Here is a 19,306-nt window from a genome sequence, read left to right on the forward strand (position 1 = left end):
GGTCCTGCGGCGCCCCGCTCAGCAAAATCGGCCGCTAAACAGAGGGAACGAGAATGAAAAAACTATTCGCATCGACATGTCTGACGTTCGGCCTGATCGGCGGGGCGTCCTTCGCCAGCGCCGCCGAATGCGGCACCGTCACCATCGCCAGCATGAACTGGCAGAGTGCAGAGGTTCTCTCCAACCTCGACAAGTTCATCTTGAACGAGGGTTATGGCTGTGAGGCCGAAATCACCGTCGGCGATACCGTCCCGACGATTACCTCGATGGCCGAAAAGGGCCAGCCGGACATCGCGCCAGAAGCATGGATCGACCTGCTGCCCGATGTCGTCAAGAAGGGAACGGAAGAAGGCCGGATCGTCCAGGTCGGCTCTCCGCTGCCCGATGGCGGCGTGCAGGGTTGGTGGATTCCCAAATATCTGGCCGATGCCCATCCCGACATCAAGACCATCGGCGACGTGCTGAAGCATCCGGAACTCTTCCCCGCTCCCGAGGATCCGAAGAAGGGCGCCATCTACAACGGGCCGCAGGGCTGGGGCGGCACCGTGGTGACCACGCAGCTCTACAAGGCCTTCGAAGCCGACAAGGCCGGCTTCACCCTCGTCGATACCGGCTCGGCTGCCGGCCTCGATGGTTCGATCTCCAAGGCCTACGAACGCAAGGAAGGCTGGGCCGGCTATTACTGGGCGCCGACCGCGCTGCTCGGCAAGTATGAGATGGTCAAGCTGGAAGCCGGCGTGCCGAACGACGCCGCCGAATGGAAGCGCTGCAATACCGTCGCCGATTGCCCCGACCCGAAGCCGAATGCATGGCCGGTCGACAAGATCGTCACCCTCGTTGCAAAGCCTTTCTCGGAAAAGGTCGGCCCTGAGGTCATGGACTACCTGACGAAGCGCTCCTGGAGCAACGACACGGTCAACAAGCTGATGGCGTGGATGACCGACAACCAGGCGACCGGCGAGGACGGTGCCAAGCACTTCCTCAAAGAAAACAAGGACCTCTGGACCAAGTGGGTTTCGCCTGAGGCAGCCACGAAGATCGAGGCTGCTCTTTAACACCGACTACTGCGGTGCGCGTAAAGCGCACCGCCTCTCGCTGCCGATAAAATCAAAAAGACTGCCACGGCTCTTTGAAGAAAAGGGGAACCGAATGGAATGGTTTTATAAATTCCCGCATATGGATGACGACGCCCTTCGCAATCTGAAGAAGGCGATCGATGACGGCTTTCGTACATTTACCCGCAGCTACGGCGACGCGATCGAAAGCCTCTTCTCCCCGCTGCAGCATTTCCTGATCGCCGCCGACCGCTTCATGACGCAGACGCCGTGGCCGATCATTACGGCAATCATCCTTGTCATCGCATGGTTTGCCAGCCGCAGCCTGAAGATCGTCCTCGGCTGTCTCGTCACGCTGCTGCTGATCGGCTATTTCGACATGTGGGACGATACGATGCGGACGGTCTCGATGATCTTCGTCTGTACCGTGCTCTCCATCGCCATCGGCATTCCGATGGGGATATTGATGGCGCGTTCCGACCGGCTGCAGCGCGTTATCAATCCGATCCTCGACGTCATGCAGACCATGCCGAGCTTCGTCTATCTGATCCCTGTCGTCATGCTGCTCGGCATCGGCAAGGTGCCGGGACTGATTGCCGTCGTCATCTACGCCATCCCGCCGATGATAAGGCTGACCGACCTCGGCATCCGCCTGGTCGACAAGGACGTGCTCGAGGCAGCCGATGCGTTCGGAACGTCGAGTTCGCAGAAGCTGTTCAAGGTCCAGTTGCCGCTGGCGCTTCCCACCATTATGGCCGGCATCAACCAGACTATCATGATGGCGCTTGCCATGGTGGTCGTCGCTTCGATGATCGGCGTCCAGGGCCTTGGCCAGCCGGTTCTGAAGGCGATCGCCAACCAGTACTTCACCCTGGGTATTTTCAACGGCCTTGCCATCGTCGGCATTGCCATCATCTTCGACCGGGTCAGCCAGGCGTATGGCAAACGGCTCCAGAAGCATCGGGAGATCGTCCATGGCTGATCAACGTTTCGGCGGCATCAAGATCCGCCACCTCTACAAGATCTTCGGTCCCAATCCTGGCGCTCATGTCGATGCCGTCAAAAAGGGATTGTCGAAGACCGAGCTCAACGAAAAGCACGGCCACGTGCTCGGCCTGAAAGATATCAATGTCGAGATACCCTCGGGCCGCATCCAGGTCATCATGGGCCTTTCGGGTTCGGGCAAATCGACGCTCATCCGCCACATCAACCGTCTGATCGATCCAACCGCCGGCGAAGTGCTTGTCGACGGCGTCGATGTCGTGAAAATGAACGAGACCGAATTGCGGACGTTTCGCCGGCACCAGACGGCAATGGTGTTTCAGAAGTTCGCGCTTCTGCCGCACCGGAACGTTCTCGACAATACTATCTTCGGCCGCGAAGTGCAGGGCATGGAGCGCTCGAAAGCCGTCGACGTCGCCATGGGCTGGCTGGAGCGGGTCGGCCTGAAGGGCTTCGAGAGCAAATATCCCAACCAGCTATCGGGAGGCATGCAGCAGCGCGTCGGCCTGGCGCGAGCCCTCTCGAACGATGCGCCGGTTCTGCTGATGGACGAGGCCTATTCGGCGCTCGATCCATTGATCCGCACCGATATGCAGACGGTCCTTCTCGACATTCAGAAGGAGATCAAGAAGACCATCGTCTTCATCACCCATGACCTCGACGAAGCCCTTCGGCTGGGCGACCAGATTGCGATCCTGCGCGATGGCGAAGTCATCCAGCAGGGCACCAGCCAGGACATCGTTCTGCGTCCGGCCGACGCCTACATCGCCAACTTCGTCAAGGAGGTCAATCGAGGCCGGGTCATCCAGGTCGATGCCGTCATGACACCCCTGCATTCCGGAGCGGTCCCAGGCGGATTGACGATCGCATCCGGCACGACCGTCGAAGACGCCGTCCGGATCCTGGCATCGGCGGCGCACGACGATGCCAGGGTGGTTTCACCATCCGGGGAAGCATTGGGTCTTGTCACCTTCCGCCAGCTCGCGGGCGCGATGGTGAACTCGCAAGAGGTGGCTCCCCGACGCGATAGCGCTCTCTCGGTCGCACTTTGACGCTCCAAATGCGGCCGTCTTTCCGCTTCGTTGGCGAGGCACATCGCCATCTCCGGAACCGGGAAGTCGGCCGTCTGACCCCTGGGGGTGACGATGTCAAAACTCTTCTCGTGTCTGTTTTCGCCGGTCCGGAGCGCGCCAAGGCCCAATTGGAACGGCTGCGTTCCAAGGGGGTCCGTATCCCCGGGGACAGAGCGAAGCCCGCGAGCGTCACGGAAACTGATAGTCTCGACGTTGACATCGGCGTGTTGGAAACGACCCGTCGCTTGTGCCTTCAGTGAGAAATCATCGCTCAGCTCAAAGAACCGAATGCATCGCGCGTGCCGCATCATGCCGGCGCGTCCCATCGTTCGTGCCCAATGAGAACCTAAAGATCTCTATCCACTTCGCGCAGTTCATTGCGCGGAACAGGCGGCTTCGGCGACGCTGGTCCATATACATTTTGCGCAAGGTCAGTCCAGACTGCGTCACGAAAAGCCGGTTGGCCGACAATATCGGGACCCGACAATTGCTCCACAGCTAAGGAACAGTAAGATGAAACCCGACCGTGACCATGATGGTTTGCGGTCCCAAAGCCAAGCCCGTCCATCCCATCACCCCCAAAAGGATGGAAGGGATTCGTACATACGCACTCCATCCCGTGCGTATGCCTGCATGCCTGTCAGCCTGCCGAAGGCCATCTTTAAGCGGTCCACTAAGAACCTTCGGCAGGCGACTGCGCGGCTCTCGAATGGGGCGTTCTCCATAGACTTCAGATGATGTGCATCTCGGCAAGATCGCCGCCGTTAAACTTGTGTCGTGGCGGATACAGGCGTAAAATCATTCCTTTAGCGTAATCGTTTTATCAGCGGGTTATCACCTAACCGGCAGCGTGACGTCTTGCCTATTCCGGCGGGTTCTGTCAGCTCTTGTCGTCTGGGCGACAATCTGCGCTGGATGGGAACGATCGATAATGCATTCAACGGGTTGGTCTTTTTGACGCCTGCCACGCCCGAATTCGGACTGCATCGGCTGCCGAAAGCCGCTGGTGTCGATGCCGATGCCGCACGGAAATCCACCGGCTCGGCGGCAAGCCGCTTCACTATAAATTATAGTCACCTAATATACAGGCATACTCCGCTCATCCAGACCGTCTGCTGGCCCTGGTGAAGCCCTGCGGCGGAGGATGCATGACGACTGACAAGACTGGCAGAGTGCACCAATCCGGCACCCGCGCGGATCGCCATCAGGCTGGCATCTCAGAGCGGCCAAGAAGGGCATGTCGAAACAGCCAGATCGAACAATGGGAGCAGCATGACTGAAAATAGCCCTCCCCCATTTTCATTTCGATTCAGTGGTTCGTCCTTCGACAACATGGTCGAAACGCTGGGCGGCGCTTTTGGCGCATTCGATGCCGAGCCCGTCGGCCGCGCCCAGGACTTCCATTGGGGACTGGATTTCTCCGTCTGTGACAAAGCCGTCCTGCTTACGGGTTATCACGAGGCGGAGTTCCAGTTCAATATCGAGCCGACCGTCGATACGTCGGAGTATCTGTCGATCGTCGTGCCGCGCAGCGGCGGCATGGGGGTAACCTATGGATCGTCCCGCATCGCCGAGGCCGGGCAAGGAAAATTGCTTCTCTATAACAATTTCGAACCTAACAGCGTCATCATGCATGGGCAATCGAACGTGATCGACGAGTTGCTGATCAACTGGCCTGTCATCCTGCAGACGATCGGCCAGACGTTCGAGATGCCGTTCAGCGGCTCCCTCGACCTGCTGCCCGAACTGGATCTGTCCAAGCCGGAAGGGCGCCTTATCAGCAATCTCACGGAAACGATCATCTCGGGTATGCGCGACGATGGCCCCTTGCTGCAGTCGCCGATCGCCATGGCGCATATGACGCAGGCGCTGGCCGATCTGGTCGTGCGCCTGGTGCCGCACCGGCTGTCGCATTTCCTGGAGAATGGCCCCGCCCTGATCGCCCCCCGGCATGTCCGCAGAGCGATCGAATTCATGCACGCCAATATCGATCAACCGATCACCATGACGAAGGTGGCCGAAGCGGCCGGCGTATCCAGCCGGGCGCTCGAAACCGGTTTTCGCGCGTTCAGAGGAACCTCTCCCGCCGCCTATCTGCTGACGCTTCGTCTGCGCGCCGCGCGCCAGGATCTGCTCGATCCCGAGAGCAAGGAGACCATGAAGGCCATCTGCCTCAAATGGGGCTTCTTTCATTTCGGCCGGTTTTCCGCAGTCTATAAGACCACGTACGGAGAATACCCCTCCGACACCAGGAAACGCGTGATCCGTCGATAGCGGCCGTGGCTTGCGGTGCAGGGTGTTTACACCTCGTCCCGCGGCGGCAACATGTAATGCACTCGCATTGTCCTCAGATCGCGCTTCACGATCCGCAGCAGCCCTTCGCGTTCCGCCAGGACGTTGAGTTCCCTGAGCACGAGAGAATGCGCGATCCCCAGCTTGCGCGCAAAGGCGCGGCTGTCACCCGCAATCCCCAGTTCCGCGGCGACAAGGAGACCGGCCTGTATGGATGTCAGCCTGATATCCCTGCCTTGCGCCGCGGCGACGAGGGCAAGAAAGCGATCGACGTCGGAGCCTTCTTCGCTCACGCGGCTTTTCGCCGGCGGAAGGAAACCATGATGGATTTCGAGGTGGGCGTATCGCTTTCCGTACCTGCGCTGCCGAGCGGCACGAGCACGTTCAGTTCAGGATAGTAACCCGCGATGCTTCCACGCGGAATGTCATAGGGCACAAAGCGGAAATTCTCAGCGATGCGCTCGATACCGTCATCATGCTCGCCGACCACGTCGATCCGGTCACCGGCCTCGGCATTCATCGCCTCCAGGTCGGCTGGATGAATGAAGATGACCTGCCGCTCCCCGTAAACGCCGCGGTATCGGTCATCGAGACCGTAGACCGTCGTGTTGTATTGATCGTGCGAGCGGAACGTCTGCAGGGCGAAACGCCCCTCGCCCTTTCGCGCCCGCTGATGCACCGTCTCCTCCGGAAGCGCTTCGCAAGAAAATGATGCCTTGCCTGCCGGCGTATCCCACTCCCGATGGGCGGCGGTGTTGCGCAGGTGGAAACCGCGCGGCTTGCGCAGGCGCTTATTGTAGTTTTCGAAGCCTGGAATGGTCGCCTCGATATGATCGCGGATGCGGTCGTGGTCGTCGGCAAGCTCTGCCCAGTCGACCAAGGCGGAGCCGACCGTCGCTTGTGCAATGCCGGCTATGATGGCGACTTCCGAGAGGAGATGCGGCGAGGCCGGACGATTGATGCCGGCAGAACCATGCACCATGCTCATCGAATCCTCGACACTCACCAGCTGGGAGTTGCCCGCCGCGTTCAGATCCATCTCGGTGCGTCCGAGGCACGGCAGGATGAAGGCCGTCTCGCCGGGCATGAGATGCGAATGATTGGGTTTGGTCGCGATATGCACCGTCAGCTTCAGCCGCCGCAGCGCCTTTTCAACGAGTGCGCTGTCGGGCGTGGCGCGGGCGAAATTGCCGCCAAGCCCGATGAAGGCCTCAGCCGAGCCGTCGAGCATTGCTCCGATCGCGGCAAGGACATTGTGGCCATGTTCGCGGGGAACGGTGAAGCGGAAGTGATTCTCCAGCGCATCGAGGAAATCATCCGATGGCTTTTCGTTGATGCCGACGGTGCGGTCGCCCTGCACGTTAGAATGGCCGCGGACCGGGCAAAGGCCGGCCCCCGGCCGGCCGATATTGCCGCGCAGGAACATGAAATTGGCGATCTCGCGGATCGTCGCCACGGAATGCAGATGCTGGGTCACACCCATCGCCCAGGTGCAGATCACCCGCTCTGCGTTGATATAGACATCGGCAGCCCGTTCGATCTCCTGCCGGCTCAGTCCCGACTGGTCCTCGATCTCGGCCCAGTTCGTCGCCTCGACCGCTGCCCGGTATTCTGCAAAACCCGCGCAGTGTTCGGCGAGAAATGCGTGGTCGAGAATGGAGGGCAGGCCGGCGGCGACCGCTGCGTCTTCCGCGGCCAGCACGGCCTTTGCCATCCCGCGCACCGCGGCCATGTCGCCGCCGAGCTGTGGCTGCAGATAAAGGCTGGCGATATCCGTCGAACCGCCGCGCAGCATCTCGACCTTGTTCTGCGGGTCGGAGAAGCGCTCCAGGCCGCGTTCGCGGATGGGATTGAAGACGACGACGCGCGCGCCGCGGATCGCCGCCCGGCGCAAGTCGCCGAGCATCCTCGGATGGTTGGTGCCCGGGTTCTGCCCGATCACGAAGATCGCGTCGGCCTCTTCGAAATCCTCCAGCAGCACGGTACCCTTGCCCACACCGACCGCCTGACGCATGGCGATGCCGCTCGCCTCGTGGCACATGTTGGAGCAATCGGGAAAATTGTTGGTGCCGTAGACGCGCACGAACAGCTGATACAGGAAGGCGGCCTCGTTGCTCGCCCGGCCCGACGTGTAGAATTCCCCCCGGTTGGGACTATCGAGACCCCTCAGAATGCTGCTGATCTCGGCAAAAGCATCCTCCCATGCGACCGGCAGGTAACGGTCGCTCGCCGCATCGTAGCGCATCGGATGGGTCAGACGCCCGTTGAGTTCCAGTTCATAATCCGTCAACTGGCGAAGCTGCGATACAGTCTTTTCCGCGAAGAAGGCGGGCGTTGCCCGTTTCTCCGTTGCCTCCCAGGCGACGGCCTTCACGCCGTTCTCGCAGAACTCGAACGACGATCCGTGCTCCGGGTCGCCCCAGGCGCAGCCCGGGCAATCGAACCCATCCGGCTGGTTCGCCTTCAGCATCGTCCGCGCCGCTGAAATGGGCATGCCGCTTTGAAGCAAACGCTTGCCGCAGCTCTTCAAAGCGCCCCAGCCGCCGGCGGCCGCCGATTTTTTACCAATGAATTTTGTGTCCATGCGCCCTTATTGTCGAAGCGGGGAAAACATCAAGGGCGCACGAGCGATGGCTCGATAGGAAAAACCTATCAAGGATCTAGCCGACGTCCTTCATGCCCTGCCGTTCCTCAGGCGAATGTGCCAGGATGCGATTGCGGCCTTGCGTCTTGGCGTCGTAGAGCGCGGCATCGGCCTCGGTCAGAAGGCGGCTCGGGTCGATCCTCAGGGTGGCTCCCGTCGCGCAGGATATGCCGATGCTGGCCGTCACCCGTCCGAATTCGCTGCCGGAATGAACGATATTTTGCTGGCTTAGGAGACGCGCGAATTGCTCGGCAACGATCATCGCCCCTTTCGCACTGGTAGCGGGGAGCAGAACCACGAATTCCTCTCCGCCGTAGCGTGCGACTATATCTGCCGGCCGGCTTACGGACTGGCGCAGACACCTGCTGACGACACGCAGGCATTGGTCTCCGGCGGGATGACCATAGGTGTCGTTATAGGCCTTGAAGCGGTCGATATCGACCATCAGAAGGCTGAACGACGTGTTTTTCCTGGCGCTGCCTGCGGTCTCGCGCGCGAAAGCTTCGTCGAAGGCCCGGCGGTTGACCATGCCGGTGAGCCCATCGGTCTCGGCGAGATTCCTCAGTTGCTCCGCCGACAGCCTGAGGGCGATTTCCGCCTGCTTCGTCGCCGTGATGTCCGAGACAACGGCCATCGCCGTGCCGTCTTCCGCTAGCCTTGTCCGGATGCTGCGCCAGTCACCGTTGTGAAGCTGAACCTCTTCGTCCTTGTTGCTATGCAACGTAGCGCTGGCGGCCTTGATCCACTCTTCGCGGTCATTGTCCGGGATACCGGTGCGCTCGCCCGTTTCCGCGACGCGGCGAAGGATGTCGCTGATATGCGCGCCAACCACGCGGGCGTCCCCGGATAGCGGAAAGGCGGTGCGATACTGATCGTTGCAAAAAACGAGGAAACCCTTGCTGTCGTACATGGCGATACCATCGGACATGCCGGCCATCGCATGTGACAGCAGGTTCTTGCTCTTGCGCAATTCCCGCTCCAGGGCAGTCCGCTCCGTTACGTCACGCGTGACGCCGGCAAGGCCGATCACCCGTCCCTGCCTATCCTTCAGCGGCACCTTGGAGGCGAGCAGGTATCTGCCTTCGATGCGCTCGATGGAGTCGATCAGAGGCACCCCGGTGTCCATGACCTGCTGTTCGAGATAATAAAATTCTTCGGCGAGCGGCCGCGACAGAAGATTGAAGTCCGACAATCCGGTCATCTCCGCCGTCGTCTTGAACCGATAAAGGCGGGTCATATTCTCATTGACGGTGATGAACCGGCTGTTTCGGTCCTTCACGTAGAGATAATCGGGCGACTGCGAAAACGCGGTCACCAATATGCTTCGCTCCAGCTCCCATTGTTGCGTCTTCAACAGAACGAAACCACACAGCACCGTCGCCAGGCAGTTCAATATTGTCATCGGCAGACCGATGATGGCCAGTACGCGGGCGTGCACCAGGGTGGGAAGCACCGCCATCAAAACGATAAGCGCGCCGCCGAGCGCGAGGCTCAGCAGCGCAACGTCCATGAGCTCGGGAGATCTCTTCCGGATCCAGACATTGGCAGCCAGGCCGATACCGGTCGCGACAGCAATTGCGATCAGACCGTCGATCATTGCCGTGCCGCCGACACAAAAGCGGAAGACCATTGCCAGCGACGCCGCAAAGGCCGCCGCGATCGGTCCGCCAAACATGCCCGCCAAAGCAAGCGGCGAAAAGCGGATGTCGATATAAATGCCGGGATTGAATTCGACGGCCAGCAATATGGATCCGATGGAGGCACCGCCGGCTATGATTCCGAAGGCGATTTTTTCCTGTGTGACCGAACGACGTTGAAATTGGATCGAGAAATGCGCCCAGAGCGAAATCGCCAGGCACACGAATGACAGGTTGCCACCGAATTGCGTCCAGATGCCATTCACCGCGTTGGATCCACCTTCCAATACATGTACCGAACCAATCATAGGGCAACAGTGGTTTGAGCTTCGTTAAATCGCGGGCCCGTCAGGCTTTATTCGTCAGCAGTTGCGTCTCCAGGCCGGTCTGCAGCAATGCGACGACAGGAAAGCGGGCGTCCGCCGCGACAATGAGCTATGGGCAGAGAGGCCCGCTGCCAGATTTGACGACATCAGAAATACGCGAAACCGGAATTGAAAGGTCATGCCCGAGGACGGCAGGAGACATCATGTCCGCAATACCCTGCGGTTCAACGGCTAACAGCCTATGCATAAGGCATGTTTAACAACGGCATCCTCTGCGTCGGGACATGGAGCCTGATGACACAATATAGCGTTATCCGGATAAGCCTGCGCAATCGGGCCATTCGTTGCGAGCAGCCATCCCGTGCGTCGGCAGCCGCGGCTGCCGACGGCATCGTCCAACACTTCTTCGACTACTTGCAGATCGCCGCCGCCAAAAAACCACGCATCGCATCGCCGTAGGGCGGCCGCATCATGTATTCCGCTTCCACCATCCTGCTCTGGTGATAGACGGCGCGCGGATGCGAGAAGGCGAGGAAGCCAAACTTGCCGTGATAGGCACCCATGCCCGAATGGCCGACACCACCGAAGGGCAGGCCTTCCGCCGTGACGTGGCTCATGCAGTCGTTGACCGTCACCCCGCCGGAGGTCGTATTGTCGAGGACGCGGGCCTCCTCCTGCTGATCCTGGCTGAAGTAATAGAGAGCGAGCGGGCGCGGCCTGGCATTGATACGATCGATGACGTTGGCGATATCGCGATAGGGAAGGACCGGCAGCACGGGTCCAAAGATTTCCTCCTGCAGCACGCGCATGTCTTCGGTGGGATCGAGGATCAGGGTCGGAGGCATTCGGTGGGCCGATTGCTGGGAAAAATTCTCTGCCGCCGGGTTGATCTCGACGATCCTCGCGCCCTTGGCCCTGGCATCGTCGATCAGGCCCTGGATGCGGGCGTGATGGCGGGCATTGACGATCGAGGTGTAATCAGGATTTTCCTTCAGCGCCGGATACATCGCGCCGACCGCCGCGACCGCGTGCCCGGCAAAGGCCTCGACGCTTTCCTCGGGCACATAGACATGATCCGGCGCCAGGCAGATCTGGCCGGCGTTCAGCGTCTTGACGGTCATGACGCGGCGCGCCGCGTCTGCGAGGTCAGCCGAGCGGCCGATGATGACGGGCGACTTGCCGCCGAGCTCAAGCGTCAGCGGCGTCAGGTTTTCCGCCGCCGCGCGCATGACGTGATGGGCGACTGCGGTCCCGCCGGTGAAGATCAGATGGTCGAAGGCAAGTGATGTAAAGGCCGTGCCTGTCGCCGGTCCCCCCTGAACAACGGCGATTTCCGTTTCGTCGAAGGCGCCGGCAATGAGCTCCGCCATCAAGGCGGCCGAGGCCGGCGTCACCTCCGACGGCTTGATCATGGCGCGGTTGCCGGCGGCAAGAATACCGGCAAGCGGCGCCAGGGCGAGCTGATAGGGGAAATTCCACGGGCTCAGAATTCCGACAACTCCCTTCGGCTGATAGACCACTTCGGCCACCGCGTCCGGGAACAATGCCTCGTGCTGCTCGGGCTTCAGCCATTCGACCAGATGGGCCTTTGCATATTTGAGCGAGCCGACGCAGGTAAAGACGTCGAGAAGCAGGCTCGCCTCGACGCTGCGGCTGCCGAAATCCTCCGACAGGGCAGCGGCGATCGCATCCTTATGGTCGACGAGAAGGGCGATGACGCGGTCGATACGATCGATGCGGGTGTCGATGCCCGGCGGCCCGTCCCTCAGGAAAGACGCCCTTTGCCGGTCAAGCAGCGCCTTCATGACATCGAAGCTGGTATCGGTGGCGATTGGGGTGACGGTGTTCATTGTTTCCTCCCTTGAACGGTGTCAGACGGCCGGCTGACGCACGACCGGTTTCAGCACGATGCCCTTTTCCGAATCCTCCACCGCCTGGTTGATGTCGGCGAAATCATAGAAGGTGATGAGCCTGTCGAACGGGAAGCGGCCCTGCCGATGCAGGTCGATCAACAACGGGATCAGCACGTCGGGATTGGAATCGCCCTCGACGATGCCGCGGACCCGGCGCCCGCCGGACAGGATATGGGTGAGGTCGAGCGTCAACGTCGCGCCATGGGGCGAGGCCCCGACGATGCCGCAGGTGCCGCGCGGCGCCAGCACCCGCACGCACTGGTCGATGACGGCGGGCACGCCGGAGGCATCGATCGAATAATCGACGCCGGCGCCGGTCAGCGCCATGATGGCGGCAACCGCGTCGCTCGCCTTGCCGTTGACGATGTCGGTCGCGCCGAGTTCCGCCGCAAGTGCCAGCCGCGTCTCGTTGACGTCGACGGCGATGATCCGTGAAGCGCCGACGATCCGCGCGGCCATCACGGCGGCAAGACCAACGGAGCCCATGCCGAAAACTGCGAGCACTTTTCCCGGCTCGACCTTCAGCGCGTTCATGACCGCGCCGGCGCCGGTCTGGATGCCGCAGGCGAGCGGCCCGAGCAGCGCCAGATCCGCATCCTCAGGCACTTTCACGACATTGCGCTCATGGCACAGCGCGTGGCTGGCAAAGGAGGATTGGCCGAAAATATTGCCGTGAACCCGCTCTCCCTCGCATGAGAGCCCGCTCGAACCATCGGCGCGCGCACCGAAGAAGTTGCGCGGGAAGAATTCGTGGCAATAAGTCTCCTCGTGATCGTTGCAGCTCGGGCAATGACCACAGGAATTGAAGGTCATGACCACGTGATCGCCGGGCTTGACCTTGGCAACGCCCGGCCCGACACGCTCGACGATGCCGGCGCCTTCATGGCCGAGCACGACCGGCTGCGGCACCGGCAGATGCTGGTCACGCATGACGATATCGGTGTGGCAAACCCCTGTCGCCACGACGCGAACCAGGATTTCACCCTCGCGCGGCTCCTCCAGATCGAGCCTTTCCAGCGAAAACGGCGTATGGGGCGCACGCGCCACCGCGGCATGGATCTTCATTGCTTCCTCCTCCCGATGATCGGCTCGCGAATGGCCCGGCGAGCCGGGCTCGTCTCAGCGGCCGCGCTTGTAGGCGCCGAGCCCCGGCTGGTAGGTCTTGTCGTCGAGGAATTGCTTCAGCCCCTCGTCGCGTCCCTTGGTCTTGTCGAGAAACAACATCTGTTCCAGCTTGGCGTAGATGTAATCGTCGGCGAGATCCCATGGCAGGTCGCGCACCCGCTTGTAGGTGTCCTTGGCGGCCTTCAGGGTCACCGGGTTCTTTTCGAGCAGGCTGGCGCAGATCTTACGGACCCGGTTTTCCAGCTCCGCCAGCGGCACGGCTTCGTTGACGAGACCCATTTCGGCGGCCTTGCGCCCGCCGAACAGTTCACCGGTCATGATGTAATAGAGAGCGTCGCGATGGCGCATCACTTCGGCGACTGCGCGGGTGACGTTGCCGCCCGGCAGAATGCCCCAATTGATCTCGGAGAGGCCGAAATTCGCCTCCTCGGCGGCGATGGCGAGATCGCAGGAAACCAGTGGCGTGAAAGCGCCGCCGAAGCACCAGCCGTTGACCATGGCGATCGTCGGCTTTTCGAAATACATCAGCCGGCTCCACCAGCCGCCGGACTGCCGCCGCGCCTTCAGCGTCGCATTGCGCGGCTTGTCGTCATTATCACGGAAATATTCCTTCAGATCCATGCCGGCGGACCAGGATTCGCCGGCGCCGCGCAGGACGAGAACACCGCAGCGCTCGTCGCCCTCGAGCTCGTCGAGCACTTCGAGCATCCGGGCATTCAGGGCCGGATTCATCGCATTGCGCTTTTCCGGGCGGTTGAGTGTCACGAAGGCGATGCCGTTGTCGAATTCGACCAGAACCGGCGATTGCATATCAGTCATGAGATTACTCCATGGGTTTCGGCGTGAATGCCGGGGCCGCTTCACAGGGCCTGTCGTTGAAAAGTTTCATCGGAATGGAATTGGCGCAGGACATGTTTCTGCACCTTGCCGGAGGCGGTACGGGGAATGGCCTCGACGAAGAGGATGCGCGCCGGGCGCTTGAAGGCGGCGAGCCTTTCCGCGCAATGGCCGGCGATCTCATCGCCCGTCGCCACGGCACCCGGGCGCAGCACGACATAGGCGAGGCCGCATTCGCCCCATCGGATGTCGGCAATTCCGACGACCGCGGCGTCGAGGATATCGGGATGACTTGCGAGCACTGCTTCGACCTCGGCGGGATAAACATTCTCGCCGCCGCTGATGTACATGTCCTTCAGCCGGTCGACGATGCGATAGAAGCCGTTCGCTTCGCGTCGGCCGAGATCGCCGGTGCGGTACCAGCCGTCGGTGAAGGCGGCAGCGGTTTCCTCAGGCTTGTTCCAGTAGCCCGGCGTCACGGCCGGCCCGCGCAGCCAGAGTTCGCCGATCTCGCCGTCATCAACCTCGCGGACGTCTTCGCCGACGATGCGAATGTCGAGCAAGGGTGCCGGAAGACCGACGCTGCCGGGATTGTCCTGCACGGCGCGCCGATCGATCGGCACGTGCAACACCGTTCCGGCCTCGCTCATGCCGTAACCGTTGACCAGCGCAACGCCGTCGTCGAGATAGCTTTCGATCAGCGCCTGCGTCAGCGGCGCGCCGCCGACGAAGAGCGCATGCAGGCCGGCGAGCGCCGCGGCGCTATAGGCGGGATCGTTGCGCAAGGCGAGCGCGATCTGCGGCACGGCGAAATAGTGAGTGATGGCACGCTGCCGGTCGGCAAGGGCTGCGAGTGTGCGAGCCGGCGTGAAGCGGTCGGAGACGACGAGCGTGCCGCCCAGCATCAACGTAGTGCGCGCGACGGCGATCAGCCCGATCGTGTGGAAGAATGGCAGGTCGCACAGGGCGACGGATCCCGGCCCGATCTCGCCGACGACGGAAAAATTGATGGCGGCGAAAAAGGCGTTGCGACGGGTGATGATGACGCCTTTCGGCTGTCCCGTCGTGCCCGAGGTGTAGAGGAGGACGCAAGGTGCGTCGGCATCGCCGGTCACCGGAGCGACCGGAAGACTTGTCTCGATCCGTGCTGCCAGCCCGGCCGGACCGTCTGCCGTCGATATCACCGTCATCTCAGGATCGGCGCCCGCAAGGCTGGCGACGGTTGCCGCGAACTCCTCGTCGTGAACGAGCAGAGCCGGCGCGCAATCGGCAAGGATCGGCCGAAGCTCGGCGGCGTTGAGGCGCCAGTTGAGCGGCACGTAGATGGCGCCAGCACGCTGGCAGGCAAAGGCAAGCACGATCGAATCCATCGAGTTGCGCGCCAGCATGGCGACACGCGCCCCGTCGCGGCGCACTCCGAGCACATCGCTCAGCAAGCCGGCGCAGCGGGCGATCCGCGCATCGAGTTCGGCATAGCTGAGCTGCCGGCCGGTAGCGATCTCGAACAGAGCCGGACGGTCCGGTGCGACGCGGGCGCGGTAAAGGATCGGATCATCCGTCACCAGTCCGCAATCCGCCGACGAAGCCATCCCGGAAAAGGAATGCGCCATTTTGTCCTCCCATGCCCGCCGCTCCCCGCGGCAGGCATCAAATTTGTATGCAACACATACTAATATCTTTTCCCGGCAGGATGCAAGAGGCTGTTTAAAGCAAATCCGATCGCTCGAATGGCACAGGGAAATCCGCAAAACGGATATTGACTAACCTGCTGATTTTGATGGTTATGGCGCCTGGACGAGGCGAGAACGAACGATGGCGACAAAATCACCACAGGACGATTTCGAGGGCGAAGATGCGCCCGCGACGCCAGGCCTCGACGTCGGCCGGCTTGGTGACCTGCTGGGATTTCATCTGCGCATGGCCCATGTCGCGATCTATCGCGACTTCGCCGAAACCGTGGAGGAACTGGCGCTGACGCAGAAGCAGCTGGCGGTGATGGAACTCGTCGCCGGCAATCCGGGCGCATCGCAGATCGACCTTGCCAATACGCTCGGCACCGACCGGGCGACGATGATGGCCCTTGTCAACCGGCTGGCAGCCCGCGACTTCATCGAGCGCCGCCCTTCCAACGCAGACCGCCGCCGCCAGGAACTTCATCTGACGAAGGCGGGACGCACAATGCTCGCCCAGGCGCGTGAGCTGATCGATAGGCACGAGCAGCGTTTCATCGAGTTGTTTTCGCGCGACGAACTGGATGCGCTGCTGACGGCGCTGAAGCGAATATACAAGGGGAACTGAAACCCGCCTTCGCTTGGGAAGCAAGCAGCATCCAAGCCTTTAGATTTCTATTGGGTAACCCCCGTGTTATGATCCCCATCCTGGCGTCGTCCGCCGTGGGTTCTGCACACGGAGACTTGTCTCATGAGCGAAGTGGACGTACTTTTTGCCTCCCTGCGACAGGCGGCTGACCCGCAGACGGTCGAGTGCATCGAAAACGTCGTCACGCATGGCTCGGATCGTGAGCTCAATCGCATCAATGCGCTCGCTTTCGCCGATAAGCTTGATCTCGATGAAGAGAAAACCATCGCCGCGTTTCTCCATGCAGCCCGCATAGGCGCATTCGAGATGACGTGGAATGTCCTTTGCCCGGGATGCGGCGGCGTCCTCGACAGCGGCGCAACCCTTAAAACCGTCGTGCATGAGACGTATCATTGCGCGCTCTGCGCGGCGGGATACGAACCAACCCTCGACGAGATGGTCGAGGTGACGTTTACGGTCAGCCCGCGCGTTCGCAGGATTGCCGGTCACGATCCAGATCGGTTACCGCCGCTCGAGTACTACCGCCAGATCTTCTTCAGCTCCGGGGTCGACCTGCCTGACGATCTCGAAGCAAGGTTTTCGCGCATCCAGCTGGAGATGATCGAGCTGGCTCCGGGCGAGAAGGCTTTCGTCTCGCTGCAACTGCCGGCGCAGTTCGTCATCATCTTCGATGCGGTCACCCACTCGGCGCAGTTCATCGACGTGCAGGGTGAGCCCACCGACGAACGTCAAACCCTCTCGATGATTATCAGTCGGACGCATGCGCTGAACGAAACGCTGACCCTTCGTCCGGGCTTACTGCGGCTCACGCTTGAGAACCACACCGATCGCAGAGTGGTGCCGAACGTCTGCATCGCTGGCGATGACCTGCACGACCTCTTGGGCCGCAGGCGGCCTTTTCTGACAGCCAAGCGCCTGCTGACGAACCAGAGTTTTCGCGACATCTATCGGACCGACACACTCGACGTCGACCAGCGCCTCAAGATCACCAGCCTGACCTTCCTCTTCACCGATTTGAGGGGCTCGACCGCGCTTTACGAGCGCGTCGGAGATCTTGCCGCTTTCGATCTGGTGCGCGCGCATTTCCGGGTTCTTCACGAGATCGTCGCCACAGAGGCCGGAGCAGTCGTCAAGACCATAGGCGATGCCGTGATGGCGACCTTCCCGAGCCCGGATCGCGCGGTAGCGGCGGCACTCAAGATGCGGGAGGCGATGCTTCGGTTGAATGCCGAACACGGCAGCGACGATCTTCTGCTGAAGATCGGCATCCATGAGGGGCCATGCCTCGCAGTCAACCTGAACGACCGGCAAGACTACTTCGGCCAAACCGTCAATATCGCCTCCCGCGTCCAGGGGCTCGCCGATCCCAATGTGATCATGACGACAGAGGCGATCGTCGGGGATGTCCAGGTTTCAGAGATCCTCCGCGACAGCGGCATCACATCGGCCTCCCGGATGGCGGAGCTTCAGGGCATCGGGAGAGAGGTAAAGATCTTCGCGCTGTCGTGAGCCTGGTCTTCGTTGCCGCTCCCCGAAAGCGGCCATAGCATTGGTTTGACGAGACGACATCTGTGCGCCATGTGTGGACGTCGGCTCTCGTCGGCTTAATCGACTTGGGACGAAGGCGATCAAGAACGAGCACATGGTTCCAGTTCAGCACATGGCTCCAGTTCATCGTCGACGGGCGAGCAGCTTTTTCTTTCTAGGCTGAGGTAGTCCGGACAACGCGGAGTAGCGGTACTGTGCCTTGGTCGTTGGACCACAGCCCCAAGCTGTGATCAACAACACTTGAACGTCTGTCAGAATTGCAAAAAGTGTGCATAATAGACAAATGAGAACAATCAGTTGTTGATACTGATCGCGAAAAGGTTGGGAGCCCTCCTCTTCAACTTAGCAGACTATCAGGAAATGCAGGGAGAATTCGACTACAATCCAGGGAGGAAGAACAATGAACAAAAAGGCAGTATCGCGTCGAGAGTTGCTGGGAGCATCTACGCTCGTTGGAGTAACCGCAGTTGGGGCTCTTGCCGCCCCGGCGGTGCTGGCCCAGGCACCCACCGTCATTAAAATGCAAACATCCTGGCCCGCGTCGGACATCTGGATGGATTTTGCCCGCCTGTACGTCGAACGGGTCGAACGAATGTCCGGCGGACGCCTGAAGTTCGAACTAATGCCTGCCGGTACGGTCGTCGGCGCGTTTCAGGTGCTCGACGGCGTCAACGATGGCGTGATCGACGCAGCCCACACCGTTCCGGTCTATTGGTACGGAAAGCACAAGGCAGCTTCCCTCTTCGGTACCGGGCCGGTATTTGGCGGCAGCGCAACCACCATGCTCGGATGGTTCCATCAAGGTGGCGGCAAGGATCTCTACCGAGAACTCACCCAGGACATCATGGGGCTGAACCTTTACGGCTTCTATGGCTTCCCGATGCCCGCGCAGCCGTTCGGCTGGTTCAAGAACCCGGTCGCGACCGTGAACGACGTCAACGGCCTCAAATATCGTACGGTCGGGCTCGCCGCCGATCTCATGCAGAATATGGGCATGAGCGTCGCTCAACTTCCGGGCGGCGAGATCGTGCCGGCAATGGAGCGAGGTGTGATCGACGCCTTCGAGTTCAACAATCCCTCCTCTGACATACGGTTTGGTTCGCAGGATGTCGCCAAGAACTACATGCTGTCGTCCTACCATCAAGCGAGCGAATCTTTCGAGTTCCTCTTCAACAAGGATGTGTTTGACGACCTTCCCGACGATCTGCAGGCGATCCTGGAATATGGCGTGGAGGCAGCAAGCACGGCGATAACAGCGTCCGCGATGGACAACTATTCAAGCGACCTTCAAAAACTCCAGGCCGAACATGGCGTGACCGTGCACCGCACTCCAAAGGAAATTCTGGATGCGCAACTCAAGGCCTGGGATGAGATCATCCCCACGCTTGAAGCGGATGCGTTCATGAAGAAGGTGCTCGACAGTCAGCGGCAGTGGGTGGAGAGGGTCGTGTACTACGAATTGATGAACTCCGCCGATCTCGCACTCGCCTATGAGCACTATTTCCCCGGAAAATTGAAGCTCGGAAAATAGATGG

The 19,306-nt window shown here is 60.9% G+C and carries 14 protein-coding genes and 1 pseudogene; 8 read left to right on the forward strand and 7 right to left on the reverse strand.

Annotated features, from left to right (window positions below; translation table 11 throughout):
* Window positions 1-53 precede the first annotated feature (53 nt).
* From BA011_RS28360 to BA011_RS28385, 5 genes and pseudogenes are all read left to right on the forward strand, one after another.
* Window positions 54-1,055: an ABC transporter substrate-binding protein gene (locus tag BA011_RS28360; protein ID WP_017956863.1), complete on the forward strand. Its 1,002-nt coding sequence runs from the start codon at window positions 54-56 to the stop codon at window positions 1,053-1,055.
* A gap of 94 nt (window positions 1,056-1,149) precedes the next feature.
* Window positions 1,150-2,037, forward strand: a complete 888-nt coding sequence (locus tag BA011_RS28365) for an ABC transporter permease (protein ID WP_017956864.1) — start codon at window positions 1,150-1,152, stop codon at window positions 2,035-2,037.
* A complete protein-coding gene (locus BA011_RS28370) occupies window positions 2,030-3,109 on the forward strand; it encodes a quaternary amine ABC transporter ATP-binding protein (protein WP_028744028.1) in 1,080 nt (359 codons plus the stop codon). Before BA011_RS28365 ends, BA011_RS28370 begins: the two co-directional genes overlap by 8 nt.
* Before the next feature lie 128 nt (window positions 3,110-3,237).
* Window positions 3,238-3,390: pseudogene (locus tag BA011_RS46355) on the forward strand (malate dehydrogenase); the annotation flags it as partial.
* 1,012 nt (window positions 3,391-4,402) lie between these two features.
* Window positions 4,403-5,404 carry an AraC family transcriptional regulator gene (locus BA011_RS28385; RefSeq protein ID WP_065283269.1) on the forward strand — a complete coding sequence of 334 codons (1,002 nt, stop codon included), beginning with the start codon at window positions 4,403-4,405 and terminating at the stop codon, window positions 5,402-5,404.
* A gap of 26 nt (window positions 5,405-5,430) precedes the next feature.
* Here the strand turns inward: BA011_RS28385 and BA011_RS28390 are convergent, their stop codons facing one another.
* From BA011_RS28390 to BA011_RS28420, 7 genes are all read right to left on the reverse strand, one after another.
* Window positions 5,431-5,715, reverse strand: coding sequence for a hypothetical protein (locus tag BA011_RS28390; RefSeq protein ID WP_065283270.1), 285 nt, complete (start codon window positions 5,713-5,715; stop codon window positions 5,431-5,433).
* On the reverse strand, window positions 5,712-8,006 hold the full coding sequence (locus tag BA011_RS28395) for an FdhF/YdeP family oxidoreductase (protein WP_065283271.1): 2,295 nt from the start codon (window positions 8,004-8,006) through the stop codon (window positions 5,712-5,714). Before BA011_RS28395 ends, BA011_RS28390 begins: the two co-directional genes overlap by 4 nt.
* Window positions 8,007-8,082: 76 nt before the next feature.
* The gene (locus BA011_RS28400; protein ID WP_065283272.1) at window positions 8,083-10,011 is read right to left on the reverse strand and encodes a diguanylate cyclase; all 1,929 of its coding nucleotides are present in this window, start codon (window positions 10,009-10,011) and stop codon (window positions 8,083-8,085) included.
* Between the two features lie 428 nt (window positions 10,012-10,439).
* Window positions 10,440-11,879: a coniferyl aldehyde dehydrogenase gene (locus tag BA011_RS28405; RefSeq protein ID WP_065283273.1), complete on the reverse strand. Its 1,440-nt coding sequence runs from the start codon at window positions 11,877-11,879 to the stop codon at window positions 10,440-10,442.
* A gap of 21 nt (window positions 11,880-11,900) precedes the next feature.
* Window positions 11,901-13,007, reverse strand: a complete 1,107-nt coding sequence (locus tag BA011_RS28410) for an NAD(P)-dependent alcohol dehydrogenase (RefSeq protein WP_065283274.1) — start codon at window positions 13,005-13,007, stop codon at window positions 11,901-11,903.
* Between the two features lie 54 nt (window positions 13,008-13,061).
* Window positions 13,062-13,886, reverse strand: coding sequence for a p-hydroxycinnamoyl CoA hydratase/lyase (locus BA011_RS28415; RefSeq protein WP_065283275.1), 825 nt, complete (start codon window positions 13,884-13,886; stop codon window positions 13,062-13,064).
* 41 nt (window positions 13,887-13,927) lie between these two features.
* A complete protein-coding gene (locus tag BA011_RS28420) occupies window positions 13,928-15,514 on the reverse strand; it encodes an AMP-binding protein (protein ID WP_065283276.1) in 1,587 nt (528 codons plus the stop codon).
* 202 nt (window positions 15,515-15,716) lie between these two features.
* Between BA011_RS28420 and BA011_RS28425 the strand changes: the two genes are divergently transcribed.
* The 3 genes from BA011_RS28425 (at window position 15,717) to BA011_RS28435 (ending at window position 19,302) form a co-directional block, all read left to right on the forward strand.
* Complete coding sequence (locus BA011_RS28425; protein ID WP_065283277.1) at window positions 15,717-16,202, forward strand: MarR family winged helix-turn-helix transcriptional regulator; 486 nt, start codon at window positions 15,717-15,719, stop codon at window positions 16,200-16,202.
* 123 nt (window positions 16,203-16,325) lie between these two features.
* The gene (locus BA011_RS28430; protein WP_065283278.1) at window positions 16,326-17,732 is read left to right on the forward strand and encodes an adenylate/guanylate cyclase domain-containing protein; all 1,407 of its coding nucleotides are present in this window, start codon (window positions 16,326-16,328) and stop codon (window positions 17,730-17,732) included.
* Between the two features lie 439 nt (window positions 17,733-18,171).
* Window positions 18,172-19,302: a TRAP transporter substrate-binding protein gene (locus tag BA011_RS28435; protein WP_065283279.1), complete on the forward strand. Its 1,131-nt coding sequence runs from the start codon at window positions 18,172-18,174 to the stop codon at window positions 19,300-19,302.
* Window positions 19,303-19,306 lie beyond the last annotated feature (4 nt).

Origin of the sequence: Rhizobium leguminosarum, assembly GCF_001679785.1 — a bacterium.
In the GTDB taxonomy this organism is placed as follows: domain Bacteria; phylum Pseudomonadota; class Alphaproteobacteria; order Rhizobiales; family Rhizobiaceae; genus Rhizobium; species Rhizobium leguminosarum_R.